Annotated in this window: 25 protein-coding genes; all 25 read right to left on the bottom strand. The window is 36.1% G+C overall.

The features are described from left to right. Window positions 1-48 precede the first annotated feature (48 nt). The 25 genes from DN410_RS09830 to nuoL all read right to left on the bottom strand — a co-directional run bounded on the left by DN410_RS09830 (window position 49) and on the right by nuoL (window position 25,969). Window positions 49-1,302, bottom strand: a complete 1,254-nt coding sequence (locus DN410_RS09830) for a lipopolysaccharide biosynthesis protein (RefSeq protein ID WP_149176335.1) — start codon at window positions 1,300-1,302, stop codon at window positions 49-51. A gap of 17 nt (window positions 1,303-1,319) precedes the next feature. Further along, on the bottom strand, window positions 1,320-2,795 hold the full coding sequence (locus DN410_RS09825) for an O-antigen polymerase (protein ID WP_149176334.1): 1,476 nt from the start codon (window positions 2,793-2,795) through the stop codon (window positions 1,320-1,322). 134 nt (window positions 2,796-2,929) lie between these two features. Next, window positions 2,930-4,006, bottom strand: coding sequence for a GDP-mannose 4,6-dehydratase (gene gmd, locus DN410_RS09820; RefSeq protein ID WP_149176333.1), 1,077 nt, complete (start codon window positions 4,004-4,006; stop codon window positions 2,930-2,932). A 35-nt stretch (window positions 4,007-4,041) separates the two neighbouring features. After that, the gene (gene fcl / locus DN410_RS09815; RefSeq protein WP_149176332.1) at window positions 4,042-4,986 is read right to left on the bottom strand and encodes a GDP-L-fucose synthase; all 945 of its coding nucleotides are present in this window, start codon (window positions 4,984-4,986) and stop codon (window positions 4,042-4,044) included. Window positions 4,987-5,016: 30 nt separating this feature from the next. Continuing rightward, entirely contained in the window at window positions 5,017-5,646 is a 630-nt protein-coding gene (locus DN410_RS09810; protein WP_472926183.1) for a sugar transferase, read from the bottom strand. A gap of 71 nt (window positions 5,647-5,717) precedes the next feature. Next, window positions 5,718-6,599, bottom strand: coding sequence for a UTP--glucose-1-phosphate uridylyltransferase GalU (gene galU, locus DN410_RS09805; protein ID WP_149176330.1), 882 nt, complete (start codon window positions 6,597-6,599; stop codon window positions 5,718-5,720). Between the two features lie 243 nt (window positions 6,600-6,842). Beyond that, window positions 6,843-7,610 (bottom strand): tyrosine-protein phosphatase, encoded by a 768-nt coding sequence (locus tag DN410_RS09800; protein ID WP_149176329.1) that lies wholly within the window; start codon window positions 7,608-7,610, stop codon window positions 6,843-6,845. A gap of 24 nt (window positions 7,611-7,634) precedes the next feature. Further along, on the bottom strand, window positions 7,635-8,381 hold the full coding sequence (locus tag DN410_RS09795) for a CpsD/CapB family tyrosine-protein kinase (protein WP_149176328.1): 747 nt from the start codon (window positions 8,379-8,381) through the stop codon (window positions 7,635-7,637). Further along, on the bottom strand, window positions 8,371-9,114 hold the full coding sequence (locus DN410_RS09790) for a YveK family protein (RefSeq protein ID WP_149176327.1): 744 nt from the start codon (window positions 9,112-9,114) through the stop codon (window positions 8,371-8,373). Before DN410_RS09790 ends, DN410_RS09795 begins: the two co-directional genes overlap by 11 nt. Window positions 9,115-9,387: 273 nt before the next feature. Next, entirely contained in the window at window positions 9,388-10,065 is a 678-nt protein-coding gene (locus tag DN410_RS09785; protein ID WP_149176326.1) for a CpsD/CapB family tyrosine-protein kinase, read from the bottom strand. Between the two features lie 373 nt (window positions 10,066-10,438). Then, a complete protein-coding gene (fabZ, locus tag DN410_RS09780) occupies window positions 10,439-10,873 on the bottom strand; it encodes a 3-hydroxyacyl-ACP dehydratase FabZ (protein WP_000931959.1) in 435 nt (144 codons plus the stop codon). A 469-nt stretch (window positions 10,874-11,342) separates the two neighbouring features. Continuing rightward, window positions 11,343-12,344, bottom strand: a complete 1,002-nt coding sequence (mreB, locus tag DN410_RS09775) for a rod shape-determining protein (RefSeq protein ID WP_149176325.1) — start codon at window positions 12,342-12,344, stop codon at window positions 11,343-11,345. Between the two features lie 161 nt (window positions 12,345-12,505). After that, on the bottom strand, window positions 12,506-12,778 hold the full coding sequence (gene spoIIID / locus DN410_RS09770) for a sporulation transcriptional regulator SpoIIID (RefSeq protein ID WP_000544012.1): 273 nt from the start codon (window positions 12,776-12,778) through the stop codon (window positions 12,506-12,508). Window positions 12,779-13,085: 307 nt separating this feature from the next. Continuing rightward, entirely contained in the window at window positions 13,086-13,220 is a 135-nt protein-coding gene (locus tag DN410_RS09765; protein ID WP_002019771.1) for a hypothetical protein, read from the bottom strand. A gap of 141 nt (window positions 13,221-13,361) precedes the next feature. After that, window positions 13,362-14,267 (bottom strand): stage II sporulation protein SpoIIQ, encoded by a 906-nt coding sequence (locus tag DN410_RS09760; RefSeq protein WP_149176324.1) that lies wholly within the window; start codon window positions 14,265-14,267, stop codon window positions 13,362-13,364. A gap of 161 nt (window positions 14,268-14,428) precedes the next feature. Continuing rightward, the gene (locus DN410_RS09755) at window positions 14,429-15,133 is read right to left on the bottom strand and encodes an ABC transporter permease (RefSeq protein ID WP_149176323.1); all 705 of its coding nucleotides are present in this window, start codon (window positions 15,131-15,133) and stop codon (window positions 14,429-14,431) included. Beyond that, window positions 15,133-15,975, bottom strand: coding sequence for an ABC transporter ATP-binding protein (locus tag DN410_RS09750; RefSeq protein WP_149176322.1), 843 nt, complete (start codon window positions 15,973-15,975; stop codon window positions 15,133-15,135). Before DN410_RS09750 ends, DN410_RS09755 begins: the two co-directional genes overlap by 1 nt. Before the next feature lie 182 nt (window positions 15,976-16,157). Next, window positions 16,158-17,165, bottom strand: a complete 1,008-nt coding sequence (locus DN410_RS09745; RefSeq protein WP_149176321.1) for a LytTR family transcriptional regulator DNA-binding domain-containing protein — start codon at window positions 17,163-17,165, stop codon at window positions 16,158-16,160. A gap of 98 nt (window positions 17,166-17,263) precedes the next feature. After that, the gene (gene spoIID / locus DN410_RS09740) at window positions 17,264-18,283 is read right to left on the bottom strand and encodes a stage II sporulation protein D (RefSeq protein ID WP_149176320.1); all 1,020 of its coding nucleotides are present in this window, start codon (window positions 18,281-18,283) and stop codon (window positions 17,264-17,266) included. 254 nt (window positions 18,284-18,537) lie between these two features. Then, window positions 18,538-19,842 (bottom strand): UDP-N-acetylglucosamine 1-carboxyvinyltransferase, encoded by a 1,305-nt coding sequence (gene murA / locus DN410_RS09735; protein WP_000411264.1) that lies wholly within the window; start codon window positions 19,840-19,842, stop codon window positions 18,538-18,540. Window positions 19,843-19,881: 39 nt separating this feature from the next. Beyond that, window positions 19,882-20,586: a YwmB family TATA-box binding protein gene (locus tag DN410_RS09730; protein WP_370456792.1), complete on the bottom strand. Its 705-nt coding sequence runs from the start codon at window positions 20,584-20,586 to the stop codon at window positions 19,882-19,884. Window positions 20,587-20,637: 51 nt separating this feature from the next. Further along, entirely contained in the window at window positions 20,638-20,874 is a 237-nt protein-coding gene (locus DN410_RS09725) for a DUF1146 family protein (protein WP_000057886.1), read from the bottom strand. Between the two features lie 211 nt (window positions 20,875-21,085). Next, a complete protein-coding gene (gene nuoN / locus DN410_RS09720) occupies window positions 21,086-22,600 on the bottom strand; it encodes an NADH-quinone oxidoreductase subunit NuoN (protein WP_370456796.1) in 1,515 nt (504 codons plus the stop codon). Between the two features lie 7 nt (window positions 22,601-22,607). Then, on the bottom strand, window positions 22,608-24,110 hold the full coding sequence (locus DN410_RS09715) for an NADH-quinone oxidoreductase subunit M (RefSeq protein WP_149176317.1): 1,503 nt from the start codon (window positions 24,108-24,110) through the stop codon (window positions 22,608-22,610). Then, window positions 24,107-25,969, bottom strand: a complete 1,863-nt coding sequence (gene nuoL / locus DN410_RS09710; protein WP_149176316.1) for an NADH-quinone oxidoreductase subunit L — start codon at window positions 25,967-25,969, stop codon at window positions 24,107-24,109. Before nuoL ends, DN410_RS09715 begins: the two co-directional genes overlap by 4 nt. Between the last annotated feature and the right edge of the window lie 13 nt (window positions 25,970-25,982).

Raw genomic sequence — 25,982 nt, 5'->3', positions numbered from 1 at the left:
CACCTTTACCTCTTTCATATATTTACATTACCTACAACGTAATAAAAATTAACTACGAGCATTGATGACTTTATAAAAACTAAAAATAAAATACCCAGTTAATATTAGAGTTGCTATTAAAATCCCTATAATTGCACCGTTTATACCATATAAACTAGTCAAATAAACACCTGCACCTAGCGTAATTAATGCACATAGTAAATTTCCTACAAAAAATGGCTTAGTAATATTCATTGCCCTTAACCCAATTACCGATGGTCTGTTTGCTCCTAATAAGAATTGGTATAAACCAAAGAAAATTGTCAAATAAGCAAATTCGACATAACTATTTCCAAATAACAACGGGTATATAAAGTATGCTATCACTGTTGCAGCTATAATAACTACCAACAGAGGAAACATCCTATTTCTATAAAAACTATTAATATATTTTTTTAATTCCACAGTACCTTGATTAAACACTATCTTTGAAGCTTTTGGCGTAGTTTTATTTTCAAAAAGGACTAATAGAATTGTTACTAGCCCCAATAAATTCATGCTCGTACGTAATCCGCCTAATTCGACATCCGATATAATATTAGCTATTAAAACGAAATATCCTTGTGTACATGCCCAATAACATACGCTACCAATCACGGTCCACTTTGCATACTCCCAATGGATAAATAAGACTCTCTTTTGAATTTTAAAAACAGAGCCTCCCCCCCCATTTTTCACCTTTTCACGTCTAACTGCGATAAATACTATTAAGATAGCAGTTAGATAACTTATAAATAAAATAAATAAACTACTGCTAACGTTTAAATTTATTTGCATCATTATATTTCCCAATAAAAATGTAACAACTAAAGTAATACTCCCAATTAGTATGTACATTAGTTTATCAATAGCATAAAATACCTTACGTATTAATTCATATACACTCCACGTAATAATGATCAAAACCCCAAAAATCATTTCATATATCCCCATCGACTTTACAAATATATGTAAAACCAACAATGAAAGTACACCAAGTAAACCGCTACTAATTATATTAAAAAGCAATAAATTTTTGATATATAAATCTTTTGCATCTTTAAATTTGGTTGGCAAAAAAACCAAAATTGGATTAGACCAAATACCCGTAACGATTAAAAAAACTAAACCTATACCCGAAAATATAATAATAAATTTTGCAAATTCATTAGGATTTAACAAATTCCCGTAAACTATTATGATAATAAAATTTAATAGAGAAGTTAAGGATTGCTCGATTAACCCTTTATTAAATATTATTTTTTTTAGCTTTAGCATTAACATCTGTATTCATCCTGACCTTAGATTCTTTCTTTCTTTTTCCTAGTACCTATTCCTAAAAAAAGCAATACTAGGACTATCGGTGCTATATCCTGTATATAATAAACCCAAAAATTGAATACATCCCCACGGATTAGACTAATAACCCTTACTATAGTTATAGTATAAATAAAGAAACAAATTATACTTTGATTTATAATAAATCTTTTATACATTATTCCCAAGACTACAGCCAAAATTAACATCCCTATTATTATTCCCAATAGTCCAAAGTTTAAATACATCTCTCCAACATAAGAAATATTCACTTCAACATTGTTAGGATAATAGAATTGTGGGAAAAAAGTTTTTGTGAAATATGACATAGCTCCATATCCTTTTTCAGGATATAAACTTCGAGGTATTGGGGATAGTAACGCCGCTAACAAAGTCTCACCGTATAGAAAAGTATATTGTGCCTTATTCGCCAGTAAAGTTAGCAAAGCATCGAACTGTAGGACATCATATCCTCCAAAGAAATACCTTGGGAAATCTTTAATTGCATTAATTAAAATTGTAAGCATTGATAAATCATCATTAGCTTTAAAATACTTATCCCTTAAAACAACGCGGTACACTATTACTACAAAGAAGAATAAAGTTCCTCCACCTATAATTGAGGTTGTAACACTTACTTGCTTCTTTAAATAGTGCATCATAATAAAAAGTGTCATTACCCCATATAAAATTGAAGATCTTCCACCAGTTAATAATAAAAGAGCAACTGAAACTATTAAAAGCATAAGCCATATTAACAGAGTTTTTTTATTATATTTTCTTTCAGTTAATATTCTCGCAGTGTACACAAACAATAAGATTTTAGACATATTCGCAATCATTAACAAGTATCCCAGATCTTTCAAATACACATTTCTCAATGCTAAGGAATCTAAATAATTTGTTATTCCACCTGCTCTTTCAAATAAATACAGGATTATACTTACTGTGAAGATTATTGAAATTACACTAAGTATATTTAAAACCCTACTTTGTAGCACGGAATACAAATTCTCCTTAAACTTAGGTTTTATTTTTTCAAAATAGTCATGTCTTCTAGCTGAGAGAAAGAAATGTAATGTTATGTTATAAACAAATATTGATACTAGACAATAGAGATTCGCCTTATTAAACGCTCCGATTTCAACATCAGTTATAGGATGTACATCAAATTCTCCTACACCTACCTCACCAGTAAACAGAATATATACAGGTTTCAAAATATATATAAAAACAAATAATATATTTGGAATAATAAAAGGAGAAAATATATCGAAAGTTTTTTGGACTCTCACATGATAGCCTATTGAAATTGCTATAATAAAACTAGATATTAATATACATACATACCCATACCCCAAAGAAAACTTATAACTAGAGTAATAAGTATATATAGGCACCAGGATACCTATTATGAAAGAAAAAAATAAACACATTCTCATTTGTTTTTCTTTAATCATTTTTTCACCATTATATTAAAGTGCAAAAGATAAGTTTAACAATAAACTTATCTTTTGCACAAACTTTCTATATATTGTCAAAAAACAAAATTCCACTAACATCTAAAACTATATTTAAAATATAGTCTTAAATATTAATCAAACATCTTTCTTAACTTTTCTTCCTTCACAACTTTCTTCATATCTTCCTCTACCATAATACGAACAAGTTCTTCAAAGGAAGTTTTCGTTGGATTCCAACCTAATAATGTTTTTGCCTTTGTAGGATCTCCTAATAATTGCTCTACTTCAGCTGGACGGAAGAATTTAGGATCTACTGCAACAAGTACTTTACCTGTCTCTTTATCGATACCTTTTTCTTCTACACCTTCTCCTACCCATTCAAGTTCAATACCAACATGTTTGAATGCTAGTGTAGTAAATTCACGTACTGTATGCATTTCACCAGTCGCAATTACAAAGTCTTCTGGTTTATCATGCTGAAGGATTAACCACATACATTCTACATAGTCTTTCGCATAGCCCCAGTCACGAAGTGAATCTAAGTTTCCTAAATACAATGTTTCTTGTTTTTCTTGTGCGATACGTGCTGCTGCAAGTGTAATTTTACGTGTTACAAATGTTTCACCGCGACGTTCTGATTCATGATTAAATAAAATCCCGTTTACTGCGAACATGTTATATGATTCACGGTAATTCTTTGTAATCCAAAAACCATAAATTTTTGCTACACCATATGGAGAACGTGGATAAAACGGCGTCGTTTCTTTTTGTGGTACTTCTTGTACTTTACCGTATAACTCAGACGTTGATGCTTGATAAATACGAGTCGTTTCAGTTAGACCTAAAATACGAACTGCTTCTAAAATACGTAATGTTCCTACACCATCTACATCTGCTGTATATTCAGGTACATCAAATGATACTTTTACATGTGATTGTGCACCTAAGTTGTAAATCTCGTCTGGACGAATTTCACTAATTAAACGAATTACATTAGACGTATCTGTAATGTCACCATAATGTAGGTGGAAATTTTCTTGGTTATTTAAGCCTTCAATTTCTTCATTTACTAGGCTCTCAATACGATCTAAATTATAAGAAGAACTACGACGAATAATACCGTGTACTTCATATCCTTTTTCTAATAAAAATTCTGCTAAATAAGATCCATCTTGTCCTGTTACGCCTGTAATAAGTGCTTTTTTCATAATATCCTCCAATTATCTCTATTAATCTTTTATTATTATTTTCTTACTAATGCTTTTTCTGTCTGTAGAAACCAATCATATGCTTTCTTTAAACCTTCATCTAAAGAAGTTGTTGCTTTCCAACCTAAAGCATTAATCTTTGTGACATCCACCAACTTACGAGGAGTACCATCTGGCTTAGAAGTATCAAAACGAAGCTCTCCAGTAAAACCTACTGTTGCTTTCACTTTTTCAGCAAGTTCTTTAATAGATAAATCTTCACCTACACCGACGTTTACAATTTCATTACCTTCATAGTTATTCATTAAGTACACACAAGCATCTGCTAAATCATCAGAATATAGGAACTCACGTAATGGCGTACCTGTTCCCCAAACTTCTACAAACTCAGCATTATTTTCTTTTGCTTCATGGAATTTACGAATTAATGCTGGTAATACATGTGATGTATGTAAATCAAAGTTATCATTTTCACCATACAAGTTTGTTGGCATTGCCGAAATATACTTAGTACCATATTGACGGTTGTATGATTCACACATTTTAATACCCGCAATTTTTGCAAGTGCATATGGCTCATTTGTCGGTTCTAATTCACCTGTTAATAAGTATTCCTCTTTTAATGGTTGCGGAGCTAATTTTGGATAAATACAAGTACTACCTAAAAATAATAACTTCTCTACACCTGAACGATATGCTGAATCAATTACGTTCGTTTGAATCATTAAATTATCACGAATAAAATCCGCCGGATATTGATTATTTGCAACAATTCCGCCTACTTTAGCTGCTGCTAAAAATACATAATCAATTTTTTCTGTCTGGAAAAACTCTTCTACTTGCCTTGGATCACGTAAATCTAATTCTTTACTTGTTTTATATACTAAATTTTCATATCCTTGTTCTTCTAATTTACGTAAGATTGCTGAACCAACTAATCCACGATGACCTGCTATATAAATTTTCGAATTTTTATTCATTCGTTTTTCTTCCTCTCATGTATACTTCAATTAATATGCACCTTTTCTTAATATAACTAATAGACATGTTTGAACTAATATTTTCAAATCTAATAAAAGTGATTGATTATATACATAATATAACTCTATGTCAACTCTCTCTGGATAACCTACATCACTTCTTCCACTAACTTGCCAATATCCTGTTAACCCTGGTTTAACAGATAAAAATTCATCTTTTCTTTGACCATATTCTCGTAATTCTTCTTGAACAACAGGTCTAGGTCCAACCAGGCTCATATCGCCCTTCAAGACATTAATAAATTGCGGCAATTCATCTAAACTAGTTCTCCTTAAGAATCTTCCAATACCAGTGATACGTGGATCTTCTTCTGGTTCAAGTTTATAATTATTTTCTACATATTTTTTATATAAAATTTCATTTTTCTTTAATTTCCCTTCAGCATCGACTACCATTGAACGGAACTTATAAATGTAAAATTCTTTACCATCTTTTCCTATTCGTACTTGCCTAAAAAATACTGGTCCTCTAGCTTCTCCCTTCATATAAAGAATCGGTATTAATATAAATAATGGAGAAAATATAATTAAGCCAATAATTGCTCCTAGAATATCCATGCACCGCTTTAAGAAAATATAAAATACTCCTGTTTGTTTAATATCCTCTGAATTTTCTTGCGCTGCTTCATTTACTAATCCTTGATTTTTCAACTTTCCACCCACCTTATATGTTAAACATGTATATTTTTTTCTTTAACCAATTGATCCATATATTTCATTAACTCTAGTTTTAATTCCTCGTGCTGGAGAGCCATCTCAATCGTCGTCTTAATAAACCCAAACTTCTCTCCAACGTCATAACGAACACCCTCAAAGTCATACGCAAACACACGCTGAATTTCATTTAATCGTTGAATCGCATCCGTCAACTGAATCTCTCCACCAGCACCTGTTTGCTGATCTTCAAGAAACATAAAAATTTCTGGTGTTAATATGTAACGACCCATAATTGCTAAATTAGATGGTGCTGTACCTTCCGCTGGCTTTTCTACAAACTGACGCACTTGGTAACGGCGGTCATTCTGTTCAACCGGATCAATAATACCGTAACGATGTGTTTCATTTTCCGATACCGTTTGTACACCAATAACTGATGACTGTGTTTCCTCGTATTGGTCCATTAGTTGGCGTAAACATGGTGTTTCAGCTTGCACAATATCATCACCAAGTAATACTGCAAATGGTTCGTTTCCAATAAATTTACGTGCACACCATACTGCGTGTCCTAAACCTTTCGGCTCTTTCTGTCTTATGTAATGAATGTTAATTTTTGATGAAGCTTGTACTTTTTCAAGTACTTCCAATTTCCCTTTTTCAAGTAAATTTTGTTCTAACTCAAAAGAGTGATCAAAGTGATCTTCAATTGCACGTTTCCCTTTTCCAGTCACAATAATAATATCTTCAATTCCTGATTCTATCGCTTCTTCTACTATGTATTGAATCGTCGGTTTATCGACAATCGGTAACATTTCTTTCGGCATCGCTTTCGTTGCTGGTAAAAATCTCGTCCCAAGACCAGCCGCTGGGATGATCGCTTTTCTTACTTTTTTCAATTGTAGTCCTCCTATATTATTCAATTTATATGTAGCAATAACAAAAACCCTACCTATATAGTCATTCTTATAACTCCATAGGTAGGATTTCTACACAAATAAAATTATGGGCATCCAACCCATCCTCACGTCATACTCCCGACGACAAGCGTCTAAGGTAGGTGCGAAATAAAAATTTCTACCCACAGCACGACCGAGTGCCCCCATTGATAACGGTTAGGAGACATCACCAAATCTCTTCAATTAAAAAATACCGAACAATTTTTTACGGCGAATGTGTTCTGGATCTTCTTTATAAATCGCTTTCCCGTTAATTAATAAGTTCGGGTTCTCTTTCAAATCACTCATCACACTCATCCCAAATTCCTTCTCAATTAATCCGTAACTTTCAGCTAAATGAAATCCTCTTGTTGTCGTGTTATGAGCATCTGAGGCAATCATATGTGTTAAATTATGTTCCACAAGTTGCATTGAAAACTTTTTAATCTTTTTGCCAAAGTTCCCTAAGAGACTTCCTGCCGTCACTTGTGTTAACGCACCTTTACTTACAAGGTTATATAACTTATCTGGCCTCTCGATTAACTCCGCATTACGTTCCGGATGAACGATAATTGGAATCATCCCTTTTACACGTAGTTCATATAATAGTTGTTCTGCATAACGAGGTACATGATTTGATGGGAATTCAATGAATATATATTTATTCGTTTCATTTAAAGTAACGATTTTACCAGCTTCATAATCTTCTAATAAGTCACCATATAATCTGACCTCTTGTCCTGGTAAAACTTTTAGTGGAATTTCATGTTGTTGTAGTTCATCATTTAATTGTTTCACTTGATGAATAATAGAAGTGCGCTCATTTACATATTTTCCATTTTGATGATGTGGTGTTGCGACAATTGTATGGATCCCTTCCCCGACAGCCTTTTGCGCCATCGCTAAACTATCTGTTACCGTTTGTGCACCGTCATCGATGCCATGCAAAATGTGACAATGTAAATCAATCACTTATTTCATCCTCCTCTCCCGTAATCATCTTTTTTCCCTTGAATATGAGATAAGTCTCATATTCAAGTAGTTCGCACCGTAGTAATAATATAAGCCATGTTCACGTTCACGATCATTTAGAACGACGCCTAACAATTTACCTTTTGCCGATTCTAATAAACCTTTTGCTTTTACGGCAGCTTCTTTTTCCGTTGCTTCACTACGGACAACGAGAATAGAGGCGTCACATACATTTGCCATAATTTGTGCATCGGTAACTGCTAAAATTGGTGGCAAATCAATGATCACTAAATCGTACATACTATACACTTGCGCAAGTAATTCTTGCATTGATTTCGATCCTAATAATTCCGCTGGGTTTGGCGGGATTGGCCCACACGCTAAAAAGTGTAAATTGTCTACCGCTGTCTTTTGTACACATTTTTCTAGACGCTCACTATGTGTTAATACGTTCGTTAATCCAAAAATATTGTCCGTTTGGAACATTTGGTGCATCGCTGGTTTACGCATATCCGCATCAATTAATAATACTTTCTTCCCTTGTTGTGCAAACACCACTGCCATATTCGCTGTTGTAGTCGTTTTTCCTTCACTCGGTTTAGCAGATGTTATCATTAATGAATGTATATTTTTATCAACAGCTGCAAACTCAATATTCGTTCGAATATTACGATATTGTTCTGAAATAGGTGATTTTGGTTGTTGATGAGCGATTAATTGACGACGTTGACGATGATTTTTTTTCTTTTTAAATAAACTATTAAGAGCCAATTGTTTGTCCCCTCACTTTTCTTGATGATGGAGCATGCGATTTCACGTTCGTTGTTTCTTCATCCATGCGAGCGACGATACCTAACACTGGTAAGCCCAGTAAGTTTTCTACATCTTCTTCCTTTTTCACTGTGTTATCTAAATATTCTAGCAAGAATGCAAGAGCAACTGAAGCTATTAAACCAATAACGAAAGTAATTGCTACATTTAACAGCGGTCGTGGTTTAATTGGAGATTGATTTTCCGCAACTTCTGCTTTCGATAGTACCGTTACGTTATCAACATTCATAATTTTTGCAACTTCACCTTTAAATACATCTGCAGTTACATTTGCAATATCACGAGCTAATTTAGGGTCTTTATCCTCAGCTGTAACAGAGATGACTTGTGAATCTCTTTCATTTCCAACATTAATCTTCTTTGCTAAAGCTTGTGTTGTCATGTTTAAATTCAGCTTTTCATTTACTTGATCTAAGATTACTGGACTTTTAATAATAACCTTATATGTATTCGTTAATTGAATATTCGTTTGAACTTCACCAGCTTGAATCATTGCCCCTTCTTGTTTCTTCTGGTTAACAAGAATTTGCGTTGAAGATTGATAGATTGGTGTCATAAAGAAGAAGCTAATGATAGCACTTACTATAGCTGCACCAAAGGCGATTACGAGAATCATTGCTACACGTTTTTTTAAGGTATAAAATAACTCTTTTAAACTAATTGTTTCTTCCATAGGTTCCTCCAACTTTCTAAAATTTACACATAAGAAAAATTATAACATATAATCTTACATTTTTTTATTTTAGTAATATCTACGTACGATTGTTATTTAAAAACATATATAATCTTACAAAATAATCTTAAATATGACAACACATTCCATCAAATTTCCAAAATTTTATATTATATCATGTTTTTTGCATAATGCAATGCGAAATTTTATAAACATTCCAAATAAAAGCAATCAATAAATATTTTTTATTGATTGCTTTTATTATTTTATATTTTAATAATATCCATATTGCTCTTGCTCTTCTTTTTTATCGTTTAAAACGACTCCAAGTATTTTCCCTGATGCTTTGTCTAATATTTGTTTCGTTTTTACGATTTTATCTTTTTCTGTTTTTTCACTGCGGACAACAAGTATGATTCCATCACACTTATTCGCAAGTATTTGCGCATCGGTAACCGCAAGAACTGGCGGTGTGTCTATTAAAACAATATCAAACATGTTATATGCTTCTAGTAATACCTCGTCCATTACTCGATTTCCTAACAGTTCTGCTGGGTTTGGTGGTATTGGACCTGATGCCATTACATATACATTCTCTATATCTGTCTTTTGAATGCATTGCATTACCTTTGTTTGTCCTGATAATACATTTGTTAGTCCATTTGAAGCATGGGCTGCACATAAGTCTTGTATGGAAGGCTTACGTAAATCAGCTCCAATTATTAACACTTTCTTTCCTTGTTGGCCGAAAACAACTGCTAAGTTTGCAACTGTTGTTGTTTTTCCGTCACCTGGATTCGCTGACGTAACCATGATAGAACGAATACGGCTATCTACAGATGTAAATTCAATATTTGTACGAATGTTACGGTATTGTTCTGTAATACGTGATTTAGGCTCCTGATGTGTAATTAATTGTCGTAGTGGTTTTCTTTTTTTTCTCCCGAACATATTCTAATCTCCTCTGTTAAAATGCGAAACTCTCCCTATTTCTTTATGCTCGATATACACGCCTATTTCATTCATGAACGATATATTACGCTCATCCCCCACTTTTTTCCACTGGTAATTCCGTCCAAATATACACACAACTTATAATAAACAACAACGCTTCAGCTTCCCTTATATGTAAGTAGCAATAATATGACAATCGCTTATTTCTTTTCTTCGTTTATATCAGTTTTTAGATGAACACTAAAGTAATTATATGGTAATATCCATTCATTTACAACTAATTTTCTGACTAGTTTGTATTTTTTTCTATCGATATATAACGGAAATAAAAAATCTCCCTGTATTTTTCACAAGGAGACTTTTATACTTTTTATTCCTTCTTATCACCAATCGCAAATGTAATTTCTGCTTCACATGCAACTTCACCATCCACTGTTGCGATTGCTTTTCCTTTTCCGATTGGACCACGTACGCGTGTCATTTCTACTTCTAGGCGAAGTTGATCACCTGGGCGTACTTGTTTTTTGAAACGACAATTGTCGATTCCAGCGAAGAAAGCTAGTCTTCCGCGGTTTTCTTCTTTCTTTAATACAGCAACTGCTCCGACTTGCGCTAATGCTTCTACAATAAGTACACCTGGCATAACTGCATAGTCAGGGAAGTGTCCATTAAAGAATTCTTCATTTGCGGATACATTTTTAATTCCAACCGCTCTTTTCCCCTCATCCACTTCTAATATTTTATCAACGAGTAAGAATGGATAGCGGTGAGGAATGATTTCTTTAATTTGTTCTATATTTAGCATGTAACAATCGCCCCTTTTGTAATATTGGTCTTACCACTTGGACATATTGTTTATTATCCCATTTTGTTTATTGTTTGTCATTATAAAGTGAAATTTTACTTCCTATTATAAAAAAATGCATACACTCTATTCCATTAAAATAGTTGCACATTCCTGCAACTGACACGGAGGTAGAAAAGAGTGTATGCCCAAATTAGGGAAAGGCAATATGTATTTGAACATGATTTGCCTTATTGTCGTATTCGACTCATTATATTATAAACGTTTTCAAATAAGGAAATATTAAATTTAACCATATATATGAATATTTTACCTGTTTTCTTCGTTTTTCTTTAAATTCCTTCTATTTTCTCAATAAATCAAAATATAAAAATATAAAAACAAAAAAGAACTAAGGTTATGACACCTTAGTTCTTCCCGCTTTAGTCCGCTATTTGCGGCTATTCATCAGCGTGGTTACACCCGCATGTTATCTTAAAGCACGACGTGGTAATTTATCGATATTCTCTAACATAATACCTGTACCAACGGCAACACATTGCATTGGGTTTTCAGCAATTAATACTGGGACTTTTAGTTCTTCTGCTAGAAGCATGTCGATACCGTGTAGTAAAGCTCCACCGCCTGTTAGAATAACACCGCGGTCGATGATGTCCGCAGATAATTCTGGTGGCGTGCGCTCTAGTACACCTTTTGCAGCTTGTACAATGACAGCTGCGTCTTCTTTTAGTGCTTCTGTAATTTCTTCAGAGCATACTGTAATTGTGCGTGGTAAACCTGTTACCATGTCACGTCCGCGAATTTCAAGTTCTTCGCTACGTGCACCTGGGAATACTGTACCAACTTTAATTTTAATATTTTCTGAAGTACGTTCTCCAATTAATAGCTTATACTTACGTTTAACGTAGTTTAAGATCTCCATATCAAACTTATCGCCAGCCATTTTGATAGAGGAAGAGGTAACAATATCACCCATAGATAGTACAGCGATATCTGTTGTACCTCCACCAATATCAACAACCATGTTACCGCTTGGTTGGAAGATTTCCATACCAGCACCAACTGCGGCTACTTTTGGTTCTTCTTCTAAAAATACTGTTTTACCGCCTGAACGTTCAGCAGCCTCACGAATTGCTTTTTGTTCTACTGATGTGATGTTCGTTGGGCAACAAATTAAAATACGCGGTTTTGAAAAGAAGCTCTTTACGTCCAATTTGTTAATGAAATACTTTAACATTGCTTCTGTAATTTCGAAATCTGCGATTACACCATCTTTAAGTGGACGAATTGCTACAATATTACCAGGCGTACGTCCCACCATACTTCTTGCTTCTTCACCTACTGCTAATACTTTACCTGTATTACGATCAATTGCCACAACAGATGGCTCATTTAATACAATACCCTTACCTTTAACATGAATTAATACGTTAGCCGTACCTAGGTCAATTCCGATATCTCGCGCAAACATTCCCGTCTTTTCCTCCTCGATATTCAAAATCAGGTTACACCCGAATTCTTTTACACCTAATTTCTGATTTTATCATAAATTTAACAGAAACGTAATATTCACAAAAAGAATTCTTCTGAAAAATATTACCGAATTTGAACGGAATGTTTGCGATCGTACCCTTATTGACGTACCGGCTTTTCTACATCTTCTTTTCTATACTTTTGCTTTGTTGCTTCTCCACCTCTTAAATGACGAATAGACTTATGATAATCAAGAATTTCTTTCACTTCATTTGCGAGCTCTGGATTAATTTCTGGTAAACGTTCTGTTAAATCTTTATGGACTGTACTCTTTGATACCCCAAATTCCTTTGCAATGACACGCACTGTCTTTCTTGTCTCCACGATATACTTACCAATCTTGATAGTTCTCTCTTTGATGTAATCGTGCACACCACTCGCCTCCCTAAATTGGATGTGAGAAGTGTGAAATGAGCCTCGCTGCATACGACTAAGAAGTAAGTGTGAGTGCTGTTTGTAAGCGTTAAACATTCTTGGATTTATAATGAAATGATTCACGATTTCTCACCTCAAACACTCTCTTTGCTTTGGTTTATACCATTGTATTGCCCGCACTACTGATATATGCTACATGTTCACTATTTTTGCGGACTAAGTTAAGAAAAATTACGTTTTTTTGTGAGAAATACGTTAACAATGACGATTATGGCAAAAAAAATAACACCTTATATGAAAGGTGTCATTCTTCTCGCTCAAATTCTTCTTCTAATAATTGATGGTGGGGAACCTCTTTTTTACCGGCAATATAATAATATAAAGTGAATAAAACAAACAATAAAATAATAGCAATCGACAGAACAAATAAAAATGACACAGTATCCCCTCCTTTTTGTAATATATATTCGAGAATCTCGTCATTTTTCCTTGTTATTGCAACTTTTTTCTCGAAATTGATTATTTTTATATGGAAATGAAAAAATCAGCTCCCCTAGTGGGAACTGATTTTTTCACATTCTTATTCTTGTGAAGAAGAACCGTTAGATGATTCTGTAGAACCATTTGTTGATTTTTCTTCTTTCTTCGGTTCTTCTTTTTTGTCACTAGTCGAGCCGCTTGTCGATTTTTCTTCTTTTTGAGACTTATCTTCTGTTTTACTTTCTGGCTTCGTGCTTGTTGACTTTTCTTCTTTTTGAGATTTGTCATCAGCTTTTTTACCAGAAGCATTTGTTGCCTTTGCAGCACCTGCATCAGCTTTAATTTCTGCTACTGATTTATTTAAGTAACGCTCAGGGTTCACAGCTACATTGTCTTTACGTACTTCAAAGTGAACGTGAGAACCTGCCTCTTTATTCATTGCACTTAGACCGGATTTTCCTAATACTTCACCTTGTGCAACTCTTGCACCTTTTTCTACTTTCACACTGCCTAAGCTTTGATAAGATACCGCTACACCATTTCCACTATCAACTGTTACAACATAACCAAGAAGCGAATCTTTTCCAGCTTTCGTTACTGTACCACTTAAAGCAGCTGTAACATTAAATTCTTTTCCATTCTTCGCAGCAATGTCAATTCCTTTATTCGGGGAATATGTGTTGTTATAAAAGACAAGTGCTTTTTCTTGTTCCGCCTCAGTTGCTACGTCTTCATAGAACTTCTTCTGTACGACTACTTCCGCATTCGCGGCAGCTGGCATTTTCACTACTTCTGAAGATTTTGTTACTGGTACTGCTGGATCTTCCGATTGTGTATACGGTGTTGCTTGATCATGGTTCGGAGTCTTCTTCGGATTAGCCCCTTGGAACCATAGCGCAACCATTAAGATTACCGCTGCACAAGCAATGTATAGTGCCGGAAACACCCATCTTCTTTGAAATAAATGTACTACCTTTTGCGACTTTTTATTATTCCTTCCTCGCATTCTATCATCACCTCAGCAATCATTTTGAACAATATTGACGCATCCTATACAACGTATAACTAATTACTTTTCGACAAAATCTGTAAAAATATGTATAAGAATTGTAAAATTTCCGAGGAAATGATAGAAAATAGAAAAAACTGAGCATTTCAGCTCAGTTTTTAGTCCATTTGTTTCTTTTTATATACGATTAAACATGCAATAAGTGAAATAATAAACCACACTCCAACATTTAGTACATGCCCACTAATACTACTAAACCCTGCTCCCTCTACTAAGCTGTTAATTGCTTTTGCCATATGAGATGTTGGAAGATACTCAATCATTGTCTTAATTACTTTATTTTCAACCATCGGCTCAAATTGTACAGCTAAATACATCGTCATTAATATCGGCATTCCAATTAGTGATGTTTGCGGTACAGAATCAGCTAATAACCCAATCGTTGTTCCAATTATGATAAATAGAATTGTTCCACTTAAGAAAAGAAACCCTAGCAATACGAGATTGCCACTGAATTGATCTAGAATGAATAAGTTCACAATACAAATACAAAGCGTCAAACATGCCGTTAATATACTTTTTCCAAGAAGAACTTCAACAGAAGAAGCTGGTGATAACATTAACACACGTAGTGTATATTTTTCTTTTTCTTCTGCGATTACCATCGATTGAACAAACCCAGCAACAAATATACAGGACATTAAAGTAATAATACCAACTCCTGCACTCCCTTGCCCAAACCTGCTAAATATAAATGCAAATATAATTGGTAAAGATGCCATTAACAGCACTTGTGAATTTGCCTTAAAATCTTGTACTTCTTTTCTAAAAATAGCTGATACACGTCTCATTGAAAATGTCATTATAGTCCCCTCCCAGTAACTTCAATAAAGATATCGCCTAGCGTTGGTTCGTGTGAATGAATGGATAGTAATTCTCCTTTTTTCATCCATTCTGAAATACGTTTTGCACCTAATTCATCTTTTTGCACGACTTCTTTTTGTTTATCTTTTAATACAACTTGTATTTGATCTTTCGCGTATTGTAAGCGAAGGTTTTCCGGTGTATCAAGCGCTACAATTTCTCCACCGCATAGAAAGGCGATGCGGTTACAAAGCGTTTCTGCTTCGTCCATATTGTGCGTCGTTAAGAAAATCGTCGTTCCCTCTTTATTTAAGTCTCTTAATATTTTATGAATGTTTTGTACATTTACTGGATCGAGTGCAGATGTTGGTTCGTCTAGGAAGAGGATATCTGGTTTATGAAGAATTGCTCTTGCTAGTGTAACGCGCTGCTTCATTCCCTTTGATAGTTTCTTTACTACTGTTTTTTTATCATCTAGTAAGTTCACTTGCGCTAGTACTTCATCGATTCGTTCTTTTTTACAATCGTATAAGTCACAAAATAATAGTAAGTTATCATAAATGCTAAGTCTTTCGTATAAGCCACTGTTGTCTGTTAAAATGCCAATTCGTTTATAATCGATGCTGCTTGGTCCTGTAATATCTTTTCCTAATACTTTTACAGTTCCAACACTATGAAGTAATTGAGAAGTTAAAATTTTTACTGTTGTTGTTTTACCAGATCCACTCGGTCCGAGGAATCCGAAAATCTCTCCTTGCTTCACCTCAATATTTACATTTCGAAGTGCCGTCTTTTCATTGAAGCTTTTCATTACATCTTTCATTTCAATTGCCAATGTCATTTCGTCATCCCCTTTGTTTTTTCTTTTTTATAGATGAAAGTCGCTTTAGCGCTTTTCGTTTGTTTGTTTCGCTTTTCTTGACTCAATCATATGAAAAACAAAAGGGTTACGCAGTAAAATACCGGTAAAAGGAGTATTTTTACCGGTGAATGAATCATATTTTGAGCTTATTGGAGCGAATTTTATAGCCCAATTACACCTTTTAACTCATCCATTCGTCCTTTCGAAAGCGGAATTGAACTTTTTCTTTCGTCATCCAAAATTAAACTAAAGCTATTACGAGTCCAAGTAATCACTTCTCGTACTCTTTGTAAATTCACAAGGTACGAGCGATGACATCTAAAGAAACCAAAACCTGTTAATCTTACTTCTAGTTCACTTAATGTTAATGCGCATACGAAATCCCCTTCACGAACGTGAATATGGGTTACTCCGTTTTGCGTTTCAATAAAATGAATTTCCATCGGGTCTAATAAAATGATTTTATCGTTCACTTTCGCTGGTATTCTTTCTAGTTTCATTTGCGGAATCATTTGAACGACTTTTTCTTCATCGACTTCTTCTGCTTCTTCTTGCTCAATTTCTACTTTTTTCACACCATCTTGATTTAATATGTATACATCTTCTGTTAATGAAAGAGCGTCCGATAAGAAAGATGACGTAATAAAGATTGCCTTTCCTTGCTCTTTCATTTTCATAATTGCTTTTCGGATAATAATCGTACTCTCTGTATCTACATTTTGCTCTGGCTCTTCCAAAATAACTAAATCTGGATTATGAATCATGACACGCCCGATATGAAGACGGCGTTTCTCTGAAAATGATAATTTTTCTATTTTAACGTTTAACCTGTCTAGGAGACCGACATATTGCACCACTTCTTCTATACTCATATTTGATTCATAAAGTCCTATTAAAAATTTGAAGTATTCCTTCACCTTCAAACGATTGTATGCTTCATCTTTTAAAAAACAAAAGCCGATGCGGAAATAATTTTCCTTTCCCATTGCTTCGCCTTCAAATAGCACATTGCCAGTTGAAGCTTCTTCCTCGCCAATAATGATGCGGTGCAATACTTTAGCTGTATGGTTATTACATTGCAAAACAACGCATTGTCCTTTCTCAACCTCTAGCTCAATTGCTGGCAGCTGGTTTGTCTTCCCTAATTGTTTCAACTCCAATAACGCCATTCCGTCTCCCCCAAGTGTTTTTCTCTCATTATACCAAACAATTAATGGAAAATTATGATATTTTAAACAAAAAAGTAGGTGCCAGGAGACCCTGACACCTACTTTTTCACCATCAATTTTCCTTCATAATCATTCATCGTCTTTATTTCAACGCCTTTATAATAATGAGCGACGATATCAGTATATTTCTTACCTTCCGCTGCCATGCCATTCGCCCCGTACTGACTCATACCGACGCCGTGGCCAAATCCTTTCGTTGTAACAACGATTTTATCCCCTTGTTGTTTCCATGTGAAGTCAGACGAGCGTAAATCTAATTTGTCACGCACATCTCTTCCTGTTAATGTTTTACCTTGAAACGCTACATCTTTTACACGTTTTCCTTCTGTACGCTCTTTAATATCGCCGACTTTTCCGCCCGCTAGTATTTTCACCCCGAGACGTTTTTGAAAGTCAGCTACGGTGAATGTTTGCTCACTCGTAAACTTTGGAGATGCTTCATCCCACGGACTGTCTACACTCTTTAAGTACGGATAATCATTTCCCCAATAATCAGCTGCATTTTCTGTTCGCCCGTTACTCGTTGAGAAGAACGAAGCTGAAATTGGTTTCCCTTCATACGTTAAAACTTGTCCTGCGGTTTTCGAAACTGCTTCCTCGATTTTCTTCAAATTATTTTCGTAGTTATTACCCCATTGTTTCTTCAATTCTTCTTTGCTTTTGTACACTTGATCTTTCACCGTATCTGTCACGTCCGCATTGTTTTTCTTTCCTCCGCTTAGCATACGCTGCACGACAAATGTTCTCGCTGCTAATGCCTGCGCTTTTAGCGCCTCTATTTCAAAACTGGCATTCATCTCAGAAGCTACTACGCCGGTCACATACTCCTCCATAGGTAATGTTTCTACCTTCTTCTGCTGATCACGATATACAGCAACTTGAACCGCTGTATCGACTTTCCCTGGAGCTGGTATACTTTCTATTGCTGGAGGAGTTTTAGAGGCTGCTTCTTCCCCTACTTTTGCTTTCGCAAATGGAATAACAAGGGCTGCAGGTACAATGATAACGAGCGCTATTAAGAGCGCTACTGTAATAAAAAGTGGCTTTGAAAGTTTCATCCTATTCCCCCAATATAAAGTTGGCTTCTTTTCATTCTTATGGAACTACGGAATTTTTTAGAACATACTTGGGGGTATCGGTATAAAGTGAATTTTTAATGAGGCGGAGTTTCGCTGACCGCAAATAGCAAAATAAAACTGAAATTTTCTAAATATTTTTACTGGTACGTGCATAAGTATAGAATTTATTGACTATAACAGTAATAAGCCCAAAAAAATAGCCCCTATGTCAAAAGACATAGAGACTATTTCAATTAAGCGTGAAGATCAGAAACTTCTTGTTCTTTCACTTCTTCTACTTTTTCGTTTACACGTTCAATAGTTGCACCTAATGCAGCTAATTTCTTATGGAAATCTACATAACCACGGTCAAGATGTTTTAACTCAGTTACACGAGTGTAACCTTCTGATACTAAACCAGCTAAGATTAACGCTGCAGCTGCACGTAAATCAGTTGCACCTACTTCAGCACCTTGTAAGCTGTTTGGACCGTTCATAATAACAGAACGACCTTCGATTTTAATATCAGCATTCATACGACGGAATTCTTCAACGTGCATAAAGCGGTTTTCGAATACCGTTTCTGTAATCATACTTGTTCCATCAGCTTGTAGTAATAATGCCATCATTTGTGATTGCATGTCTGTTGGGAAACCTGGGTGAGGCATAGTTTTAATATCAACCGCTTTTAACTTATCTGGGCCGATAACACGTACACCTTCATTTTCCTCAATAATTTTAACACCCATTTCTTCCATTTTCGCTGTAATTGAGCGTAAATGTTCAGGTACAGCATTTTCAATTAAGATGTCTCCACCAGTAATTGCCGCTGCAACCATGAATGTTCCCGCTTCAATACGGTCAGGAATAATAGAGTGGTTTGCACCATATAATTTATCAACGCCTTCAATACGGATCGTTCCAGTTCCAGCTCCGCGTACTTTCGCTCCCATCGCATTTAAGAAGTTAGCTAAGTCAACGATTTCTGGCTCTTTCGCTGCGTTTTCAAGGATTGTTGTCCCTTTTGCTAATGTAGCTGCAGACATAATGTTTTCTGTCGCGCCCACGCTTGGGAAGTCTAAATAAATTTTAGCTCCTTTTAGTTCTCCCTCTACGTATGCCTCAACAAAACCATTACCAACCTGTACTTTTGCTCCCATTGCTTCGAAGCCTTTTAAATGTTGATCAATTGGACGTGAACCAATTGCACATCCACCAGGAAGTGCAATACGAGCACGACCATTACGTGCTAATAATGGCCCCATTACTTGAACAGATGCACGCATTTTACGTACATATTCAAATGGTGCTTCGATGTTTAATTCTTTAGAAGCATCGATTGTTACTTGGTTATTTTCAAATACGACTTCAGCGTTTAAATGACGTAATACCTCATTAATTGTGTATACATCAGACAAAACTGGTACTTCAGATAGTACATTCTTTCCATCACTCGCTAATAGGGCTGCAGCGATTATAGGTAATACAGCATTTTTTGCGCCCTCAACACGCACTGTGCCGTTTAACCGCTTTCCGCCACGGACGATGATCTTTTCCAAATTATTCCCCTCCGTGTCCTTTTTTCAGTATCTATTCACTCAATACTCAGAAGTTATGATCGGTGTGCCAACCACAATTGTATCCTTGTTGTCTGTAGAACGTATTGCTATTTGCACATTTATTTTCTCTCTATTTGTTGAAAGAGCGTCATCCCACTTTTTATTGTATGCGGAGACTGATACAAATGCTCTTTCTTCTATCTGTTCGATCGCTCTTGCTGAAAGATCTTTCAAAACCTGATTGGTTTTATTTTGCAAAACACCTTCAATCTTATCATTCAGTACACCTTGAACACAAGTGTAAATTATAGGTTTTTCACTAAAAATTTTATTCATGTTCTGAACGTAACTCGGGTCCCATTTCGCCCCGCTCACTTCAAAAATAATGAAAGTGTTTTCTTTAGTATTTTCCTTACTCCATGTTACTACTACTCGTTCTTCATATGAAGAAAACTTTTTATAGGATGTAGCTTTATATCCATCTGGAGATTGCTCTAATTCCCATTTTTGAATATTGGCCTTGTCCTTCACATCGTTTAACAATTTTTGAAACGTATGTATGTTAGAAATTGTTTTTGTTTCTCGCGCTAACCATGACCATTTCTCTACTTTAGCATCATTTTTCTCTAATGCTGCGATCATGCTCTCCATTTTCTGTTCATCACTTATCGGTTTCATCTCTCTATATCCAACCAAAAAGAAAATAACACTCAAGGCAATAATAAGAATGGCTTTAAGCTTCAATTTCATCCCCTCCTATCCCCATTGTTAACGGAGATATGAGGTTCTATACACTTACTTTACCAAATACGTTAAACTCTTCGAATAGCCTAAATAATCAAGGAAAAAGTTACTTACAGATGTCCCAATTGCAATTGTAACTAGGATGAGTAGCACCCTCGTCTGCATCACTTTTCCAGGCTTCATTAAACGCTCAATGTGAATGCCTTGCAGGGCCCACCACGTAATGGTAATAAACAATAAATGCGAAACGATGGCAATCAGTGCTTGTTGCCCTAAAAGTTGTGCCAAAAAATCGACCCCTTTTTACTCGGCTACTACTTATACAAAATATAAAAACGATACCATAATAAGTAGGAGCCACACTTTTTCAAATGCAAATAAGCATCTTACATTTCAGATCGTAATTTTCTTTCAAAGAACATATACCCATGTGCATTTTCATTTGTGATTCACACAAAATAAAAAGCGCAGAGTACCGACTCCACACCTTTTATTTTTACTATTGTACCACGTTCCCTAGGAAGAAGAAATCTTTCATTAATGGAAAATATTCATAAAAGAAATTGTATCCAATCATCGGCATAATCCCTAGTATTACAATCGAAATTGCACAAAGACTCATAACAACTTTTATATTTAATGGTAACCGAATCTTCTCTTCTGTCTCTCCCGTGCGGAAAAACATTTGTTGTAAAATCCGGAAATAATATACGAATGAAACGACTGTCGTCCCCATCATAATAGAAGCTAGTACGTAATGAGCCGGTTCTACATGAAGAGCACCTAAAAAGATGTTAATTTTCCCGATGAAACCAGCCGTTCCTGGTATTCCGGCTAACGATAAAATAAAAATCGTCATCACTATCGCTGTAAATGGCGACCTTTTATATAATCCAGTGAAAATGGTTATATTTTCTTTGTCACTTTGTAAGATTAAGCCGTGGATAATGGCAAATGCTCCTATATTCATAAGCATATACGCAAGCATGTAAAACCACATACTATCCATTGTGAACGTCGATAACGCAACAAGTGGAACGAGTAAATACCCCGCATGCGCGATTCCTGAGTAGGCAAATAAACGTTTTACGTTGTATTGCTTTAATGCGACTACATTCCCAACAATCATCGTAATACTTGCTAATACCGCAATGTATATGCTCATATGTCCATACAAAGACTCTGCATCTCCTTGTATTGAAACATTTGCAAAAACCATAAGGAACAGGCGAATAATAAGGAGAAAACCAGCAATTTTAGAAATCGTTCCGAGGAAAGCAGTAACAGGTGTAGCAGCCCCTTCATATACATCAGGTGCCCACATATGAAATGGCACTGTTGCAATTTTGAATGAGAGCCCAACAAGCAATAATAGAAATGCGAGAGCTAACAATAAATGAATACCGCTAGTTAGCTCCCCGGTGAATGCTTTTTGCATATCCAACATGTTAGTCGAACCTGTAATACCGTATAAATAACTCATTCCAAAGAGCGTAATTGCTGTTCCAATCCCTCCGTTAATAACATACTTCATTGCCGCTTCATTTGATGCACGGTTCCTTTTTCGTATGCCTACTAAAATGTATGAAGAAAGTGATAGTAGCTCTAGGCCGACGAACAGTGTAATGAAATCAACGCTAGAAGCCATAAACATCGCTCCAAGCAGCGCCATTAAAAATAAGTAATAATATTCTCCCTTATCCTCAATTGGATTCTTCTTGTCATCGCTCATTGCGGTGCACAATATAAGGGCTGCTCCGCCTAATAACAACGTTTTAAATCCTTTTGAAAATCCATCTAACACAAACGATCCATTTAAAATATCTCCCGCTGGTTCACCATATAACGTAATTAATGACACGATTGCTACGAGGACAGCGGCGATTGCACCAAGCGCTACATACCTATGGTTCAGCTTAAAAAACAAATCACATATGGAAAGAAGGATGGCAGCCCCGAGAATAATGAATTCTGGCACCATCAAATGCCATGATAAGCTAAGTAACGTATCCATATCCATCCTACTTCACCCCCAATGTTTTCAATGTATTTTGAAGCGGATCCCCTAGTATTTCTGGCATTACCCCAATTGCAATAATACAGAAGATAAGCAATAGGACCGGGACATACTCCCATCCGTGTATATCAGATTTCACTTCCCACTCTTTCTTACCAAACGTCACTTGCAGTGTCGCCCTTAATACGTACACTGCGGTTAAAATAATGCCAAGTACGCCGGCCGCCGCAATGACTGGTTTTCCTTGGAATAAACCGAGAAAGGCAAGAAATTCGCTAACAAATCCAGACATCCCCGGCAATCCAAGCGATGCCATTCCTCCTGCTAAGAAGAAGCCGCTAAGTACTGGGACACTTTTTGCGAGTCCACCAAGCGCTGTAATGTGTGACGTTCCGAAACGTTGTTCTATAACACCGAGTAAGAAAAAGAGTAAGGCTGCAATTAAACCGTGCGATACAACCTGGAATAGCGCCCCTTGTGTACCTGGTGCATTAAGTGCCGCAAGCCCCATTAAAACAATTCCCATATGTGAAATACTAGAGTAGGCAAGTACCTTCCTAAAATCCGTTTGGATAAGCGCTAAAAAGGCACCGTACAATAAATTAATGACTCCTAAAATCGCAAGTAGCGTCGCAAACTCGCGAAAGTATTCCGGGAATAATCCCTTTCCGAAACGGATAATACCGTACGCTCCAATCTTTAACAAAACGCCCGCATGAAGCATGACTACTGCAGGATGTGCCTCAACATGCACATTGACCATCCAGCGATGCAACGGGAACACGGGTAGTTTAATTGCAAAAGCAATCATTATGGCAATAAATACACCAAGTTGTAAGCTACTCGGGATGATCTGTCCTTCCCCAGCACTTCCGCTCGTTAATATCTCTTTCAGTTCCGTAATATTTGTCGTACCTGTTTTCGCAAACAAAATCGAGAAAACGATGAGCAAAATAGCTGAGCCAATCCCGTTATATATTAAATAACTATATGCAGCTTTCTCACTCGACAATTTTCCCCACTTCCCAATTAATAAAAACATTGGTGGCAACGTAATTTCAAAGAAGATAAAGAACAGCATTAAATTTTGAGCAGCGAAGACACCAAGCATTCCTATTTCTAGCATGAGTAATAGCATATAAAATGCTTTCAAATTTCTTTTAATAGAAAAGGCTGCAATTGCTGCAAGCATCGCTAGAAGAGCCGTCAGCACCATCATGACAAGTGATAACCCGTCAATACCGAGCTCATAATAAATGGAAAACCATCTTTTATCCACCGCCGTAAAGTCCCCAAATTTAATCCATTTCACTTTTTCATCAAATAGCGATAAACTCTTTCCAGAAGCATATGTACAAGCGAGGACGATAGCGATTCCAAACGGAAGTGCCGTCCCGAATAAACCGAGCGCTCGCACTGTACGCGATTCTTTTTTCGGTGTTAATACAAGTAAGAGAATTCCTAACAGCGGGGAAAAAATGAAGAACGTTAACAACAAATCATTCATCGTAAATCCCCTCCCGTATAGAGCAAAATAATGACGAGTAATGCGAGCGAAACTGCTGTTACAGTGCCATATACTTGTACATTCCCGTTTTGAAGTTTCGATCCTATGCTGCTTGCACCTTTAACTAGACTTCCAATTAAAACTGCGAGTCCTTCTACAACATATACTTCAAACAAGCGAAGCACATGAGCGATTCCTTTCGTAATAGGCAACACCGTAACATTGTATAGTTCATCCACATAATATTTTTCTTTCAGGAGATTATGCAGGAAGGATCCTTCTCCTCCAGCCCAATTTCTCGAGATAGTTTTCTTTCCATATATGAAATAAGCAAGAGCAATTCCCGCAAATGAAACGAGAGTCGCAACAACCATAATCCAAACAGGTCCATGTGCTTCTTCCACCTTAAACGCCACATCTTTCGTAAGCCAATCTCCGAGAAACGTCCCAAACCATGGTGTATTTATATATCCCGCTACTACCGCGAGAACGCCGAGAACAATCATCGGATACGTCATAACGCGGGGCGATTCATGCACGTCTTCCTTCGTCTTCGCTTCCCCAGTAAAGACAAGGAAGTATAGACGGAACATGTAAAATGCCGTTAAGAATGCTGCAATTACTGCTAATACGAATAAAAAGTAATTACCATTCATCCAAGTCGCAGCCAAAATTTCATCTTTACTAAAGAACCCAGAAAGGAGTGGAACCCCACTAATTGCAAGTGTACCTATTAAAAACAGCGCACCCGTTACTTTCATCTTCTTCTGTAAACCACCCATTTTATTAATGTTTTGCGTATGCACTGCATGAATTACACTTCCTGCCGCCAAGAATAGTAGCGCTTTAAAAAAGGCGTGTGTCGTTAAATGAAAGACACCGGCTACATAACCCGCAGAACCTAGCGCAAGCATCATATATCCAAGCTGGCTAACTGTAGAATAAGCAAGTACTCTCTTTATATCCGTTTGTACAAGGCCGATAGAGGCCGCAAAAATTGCAGTGAAAGCTCCAACGATTGCCACTGTCTGCATCGCTACCGCACTTGCCGAAAATAATGGGAACATCGTCGCTACTAAATATACGCCAGCTGCAACCATCGTCGCCGCGTGAATAAGCGCTGAAACAGGCGTCGGTCCTTCCATTGCATCGGGCAACCACGTATGAAGCGGAAACTGACCTGATTTCCCCATCGCACCGACAAAAATTAATATCGCCGTTATTGTAATCATAGAAGGAGAGAGATCTCCCGTATGAATCACCCTAAAAATGGCATCATATTCAAAACTACCTGCGTGCCAAAAAATTAAAATCATCCCAATAAATAAACCAACATCGCCAATACGTGTCATAATAAAAGCCTTTTTCGCAGCAGCCTTCGCTTCTTCTTTAAAGAAATAAAAACCGATGAGTAAAAATGAACCAAGGCCCACTAACTCCCAAAATACGTAAAGCTGCAACAAATTCGTCGATATGACAAGCCCTAGCATTGCAAATGTGAAGAGCCCTAAATACGCATAAAAGGTTGGTAACCTTTCGTCACCTTTCATATAACCTTTCGAATACACATGTACAAGCAAACTTACAAGTGTAACGATAAACAACATTAAAGCCCCTAATGCCGTCACCTCAAAGCCAAATGATATATCTATATCTCCAGCTCTAAGCCATACCCACTTATGCTTCACTGGTACTGTCGAAAACCTTTCTATTAATACAAGTACCGCGAATATAAAGGAGAGAAAAATGAAGAAACTACTAAGTACGCTGCTTCCTTCTCTAATTTTCTTCCCGAACATAATAAGTAACAAAAACGAAACAAGCGGGAAAAGCGGTATGAGCCATGCATAATCGATCATTGTTTCCTTCCCC

Source organism: Bacillus sp. SH5-2 (assembly GCF_008368905.1).
Classification (GTDB): domain Bacteria; phylum Bacillota; class Bacilli; order Bacillales; family Bacillaceae_G; genus Bacillus_A; species Bacillus_A luti.
This window is presented reverse-complemented; position numbering and strand designations above follow the sequence as displayed.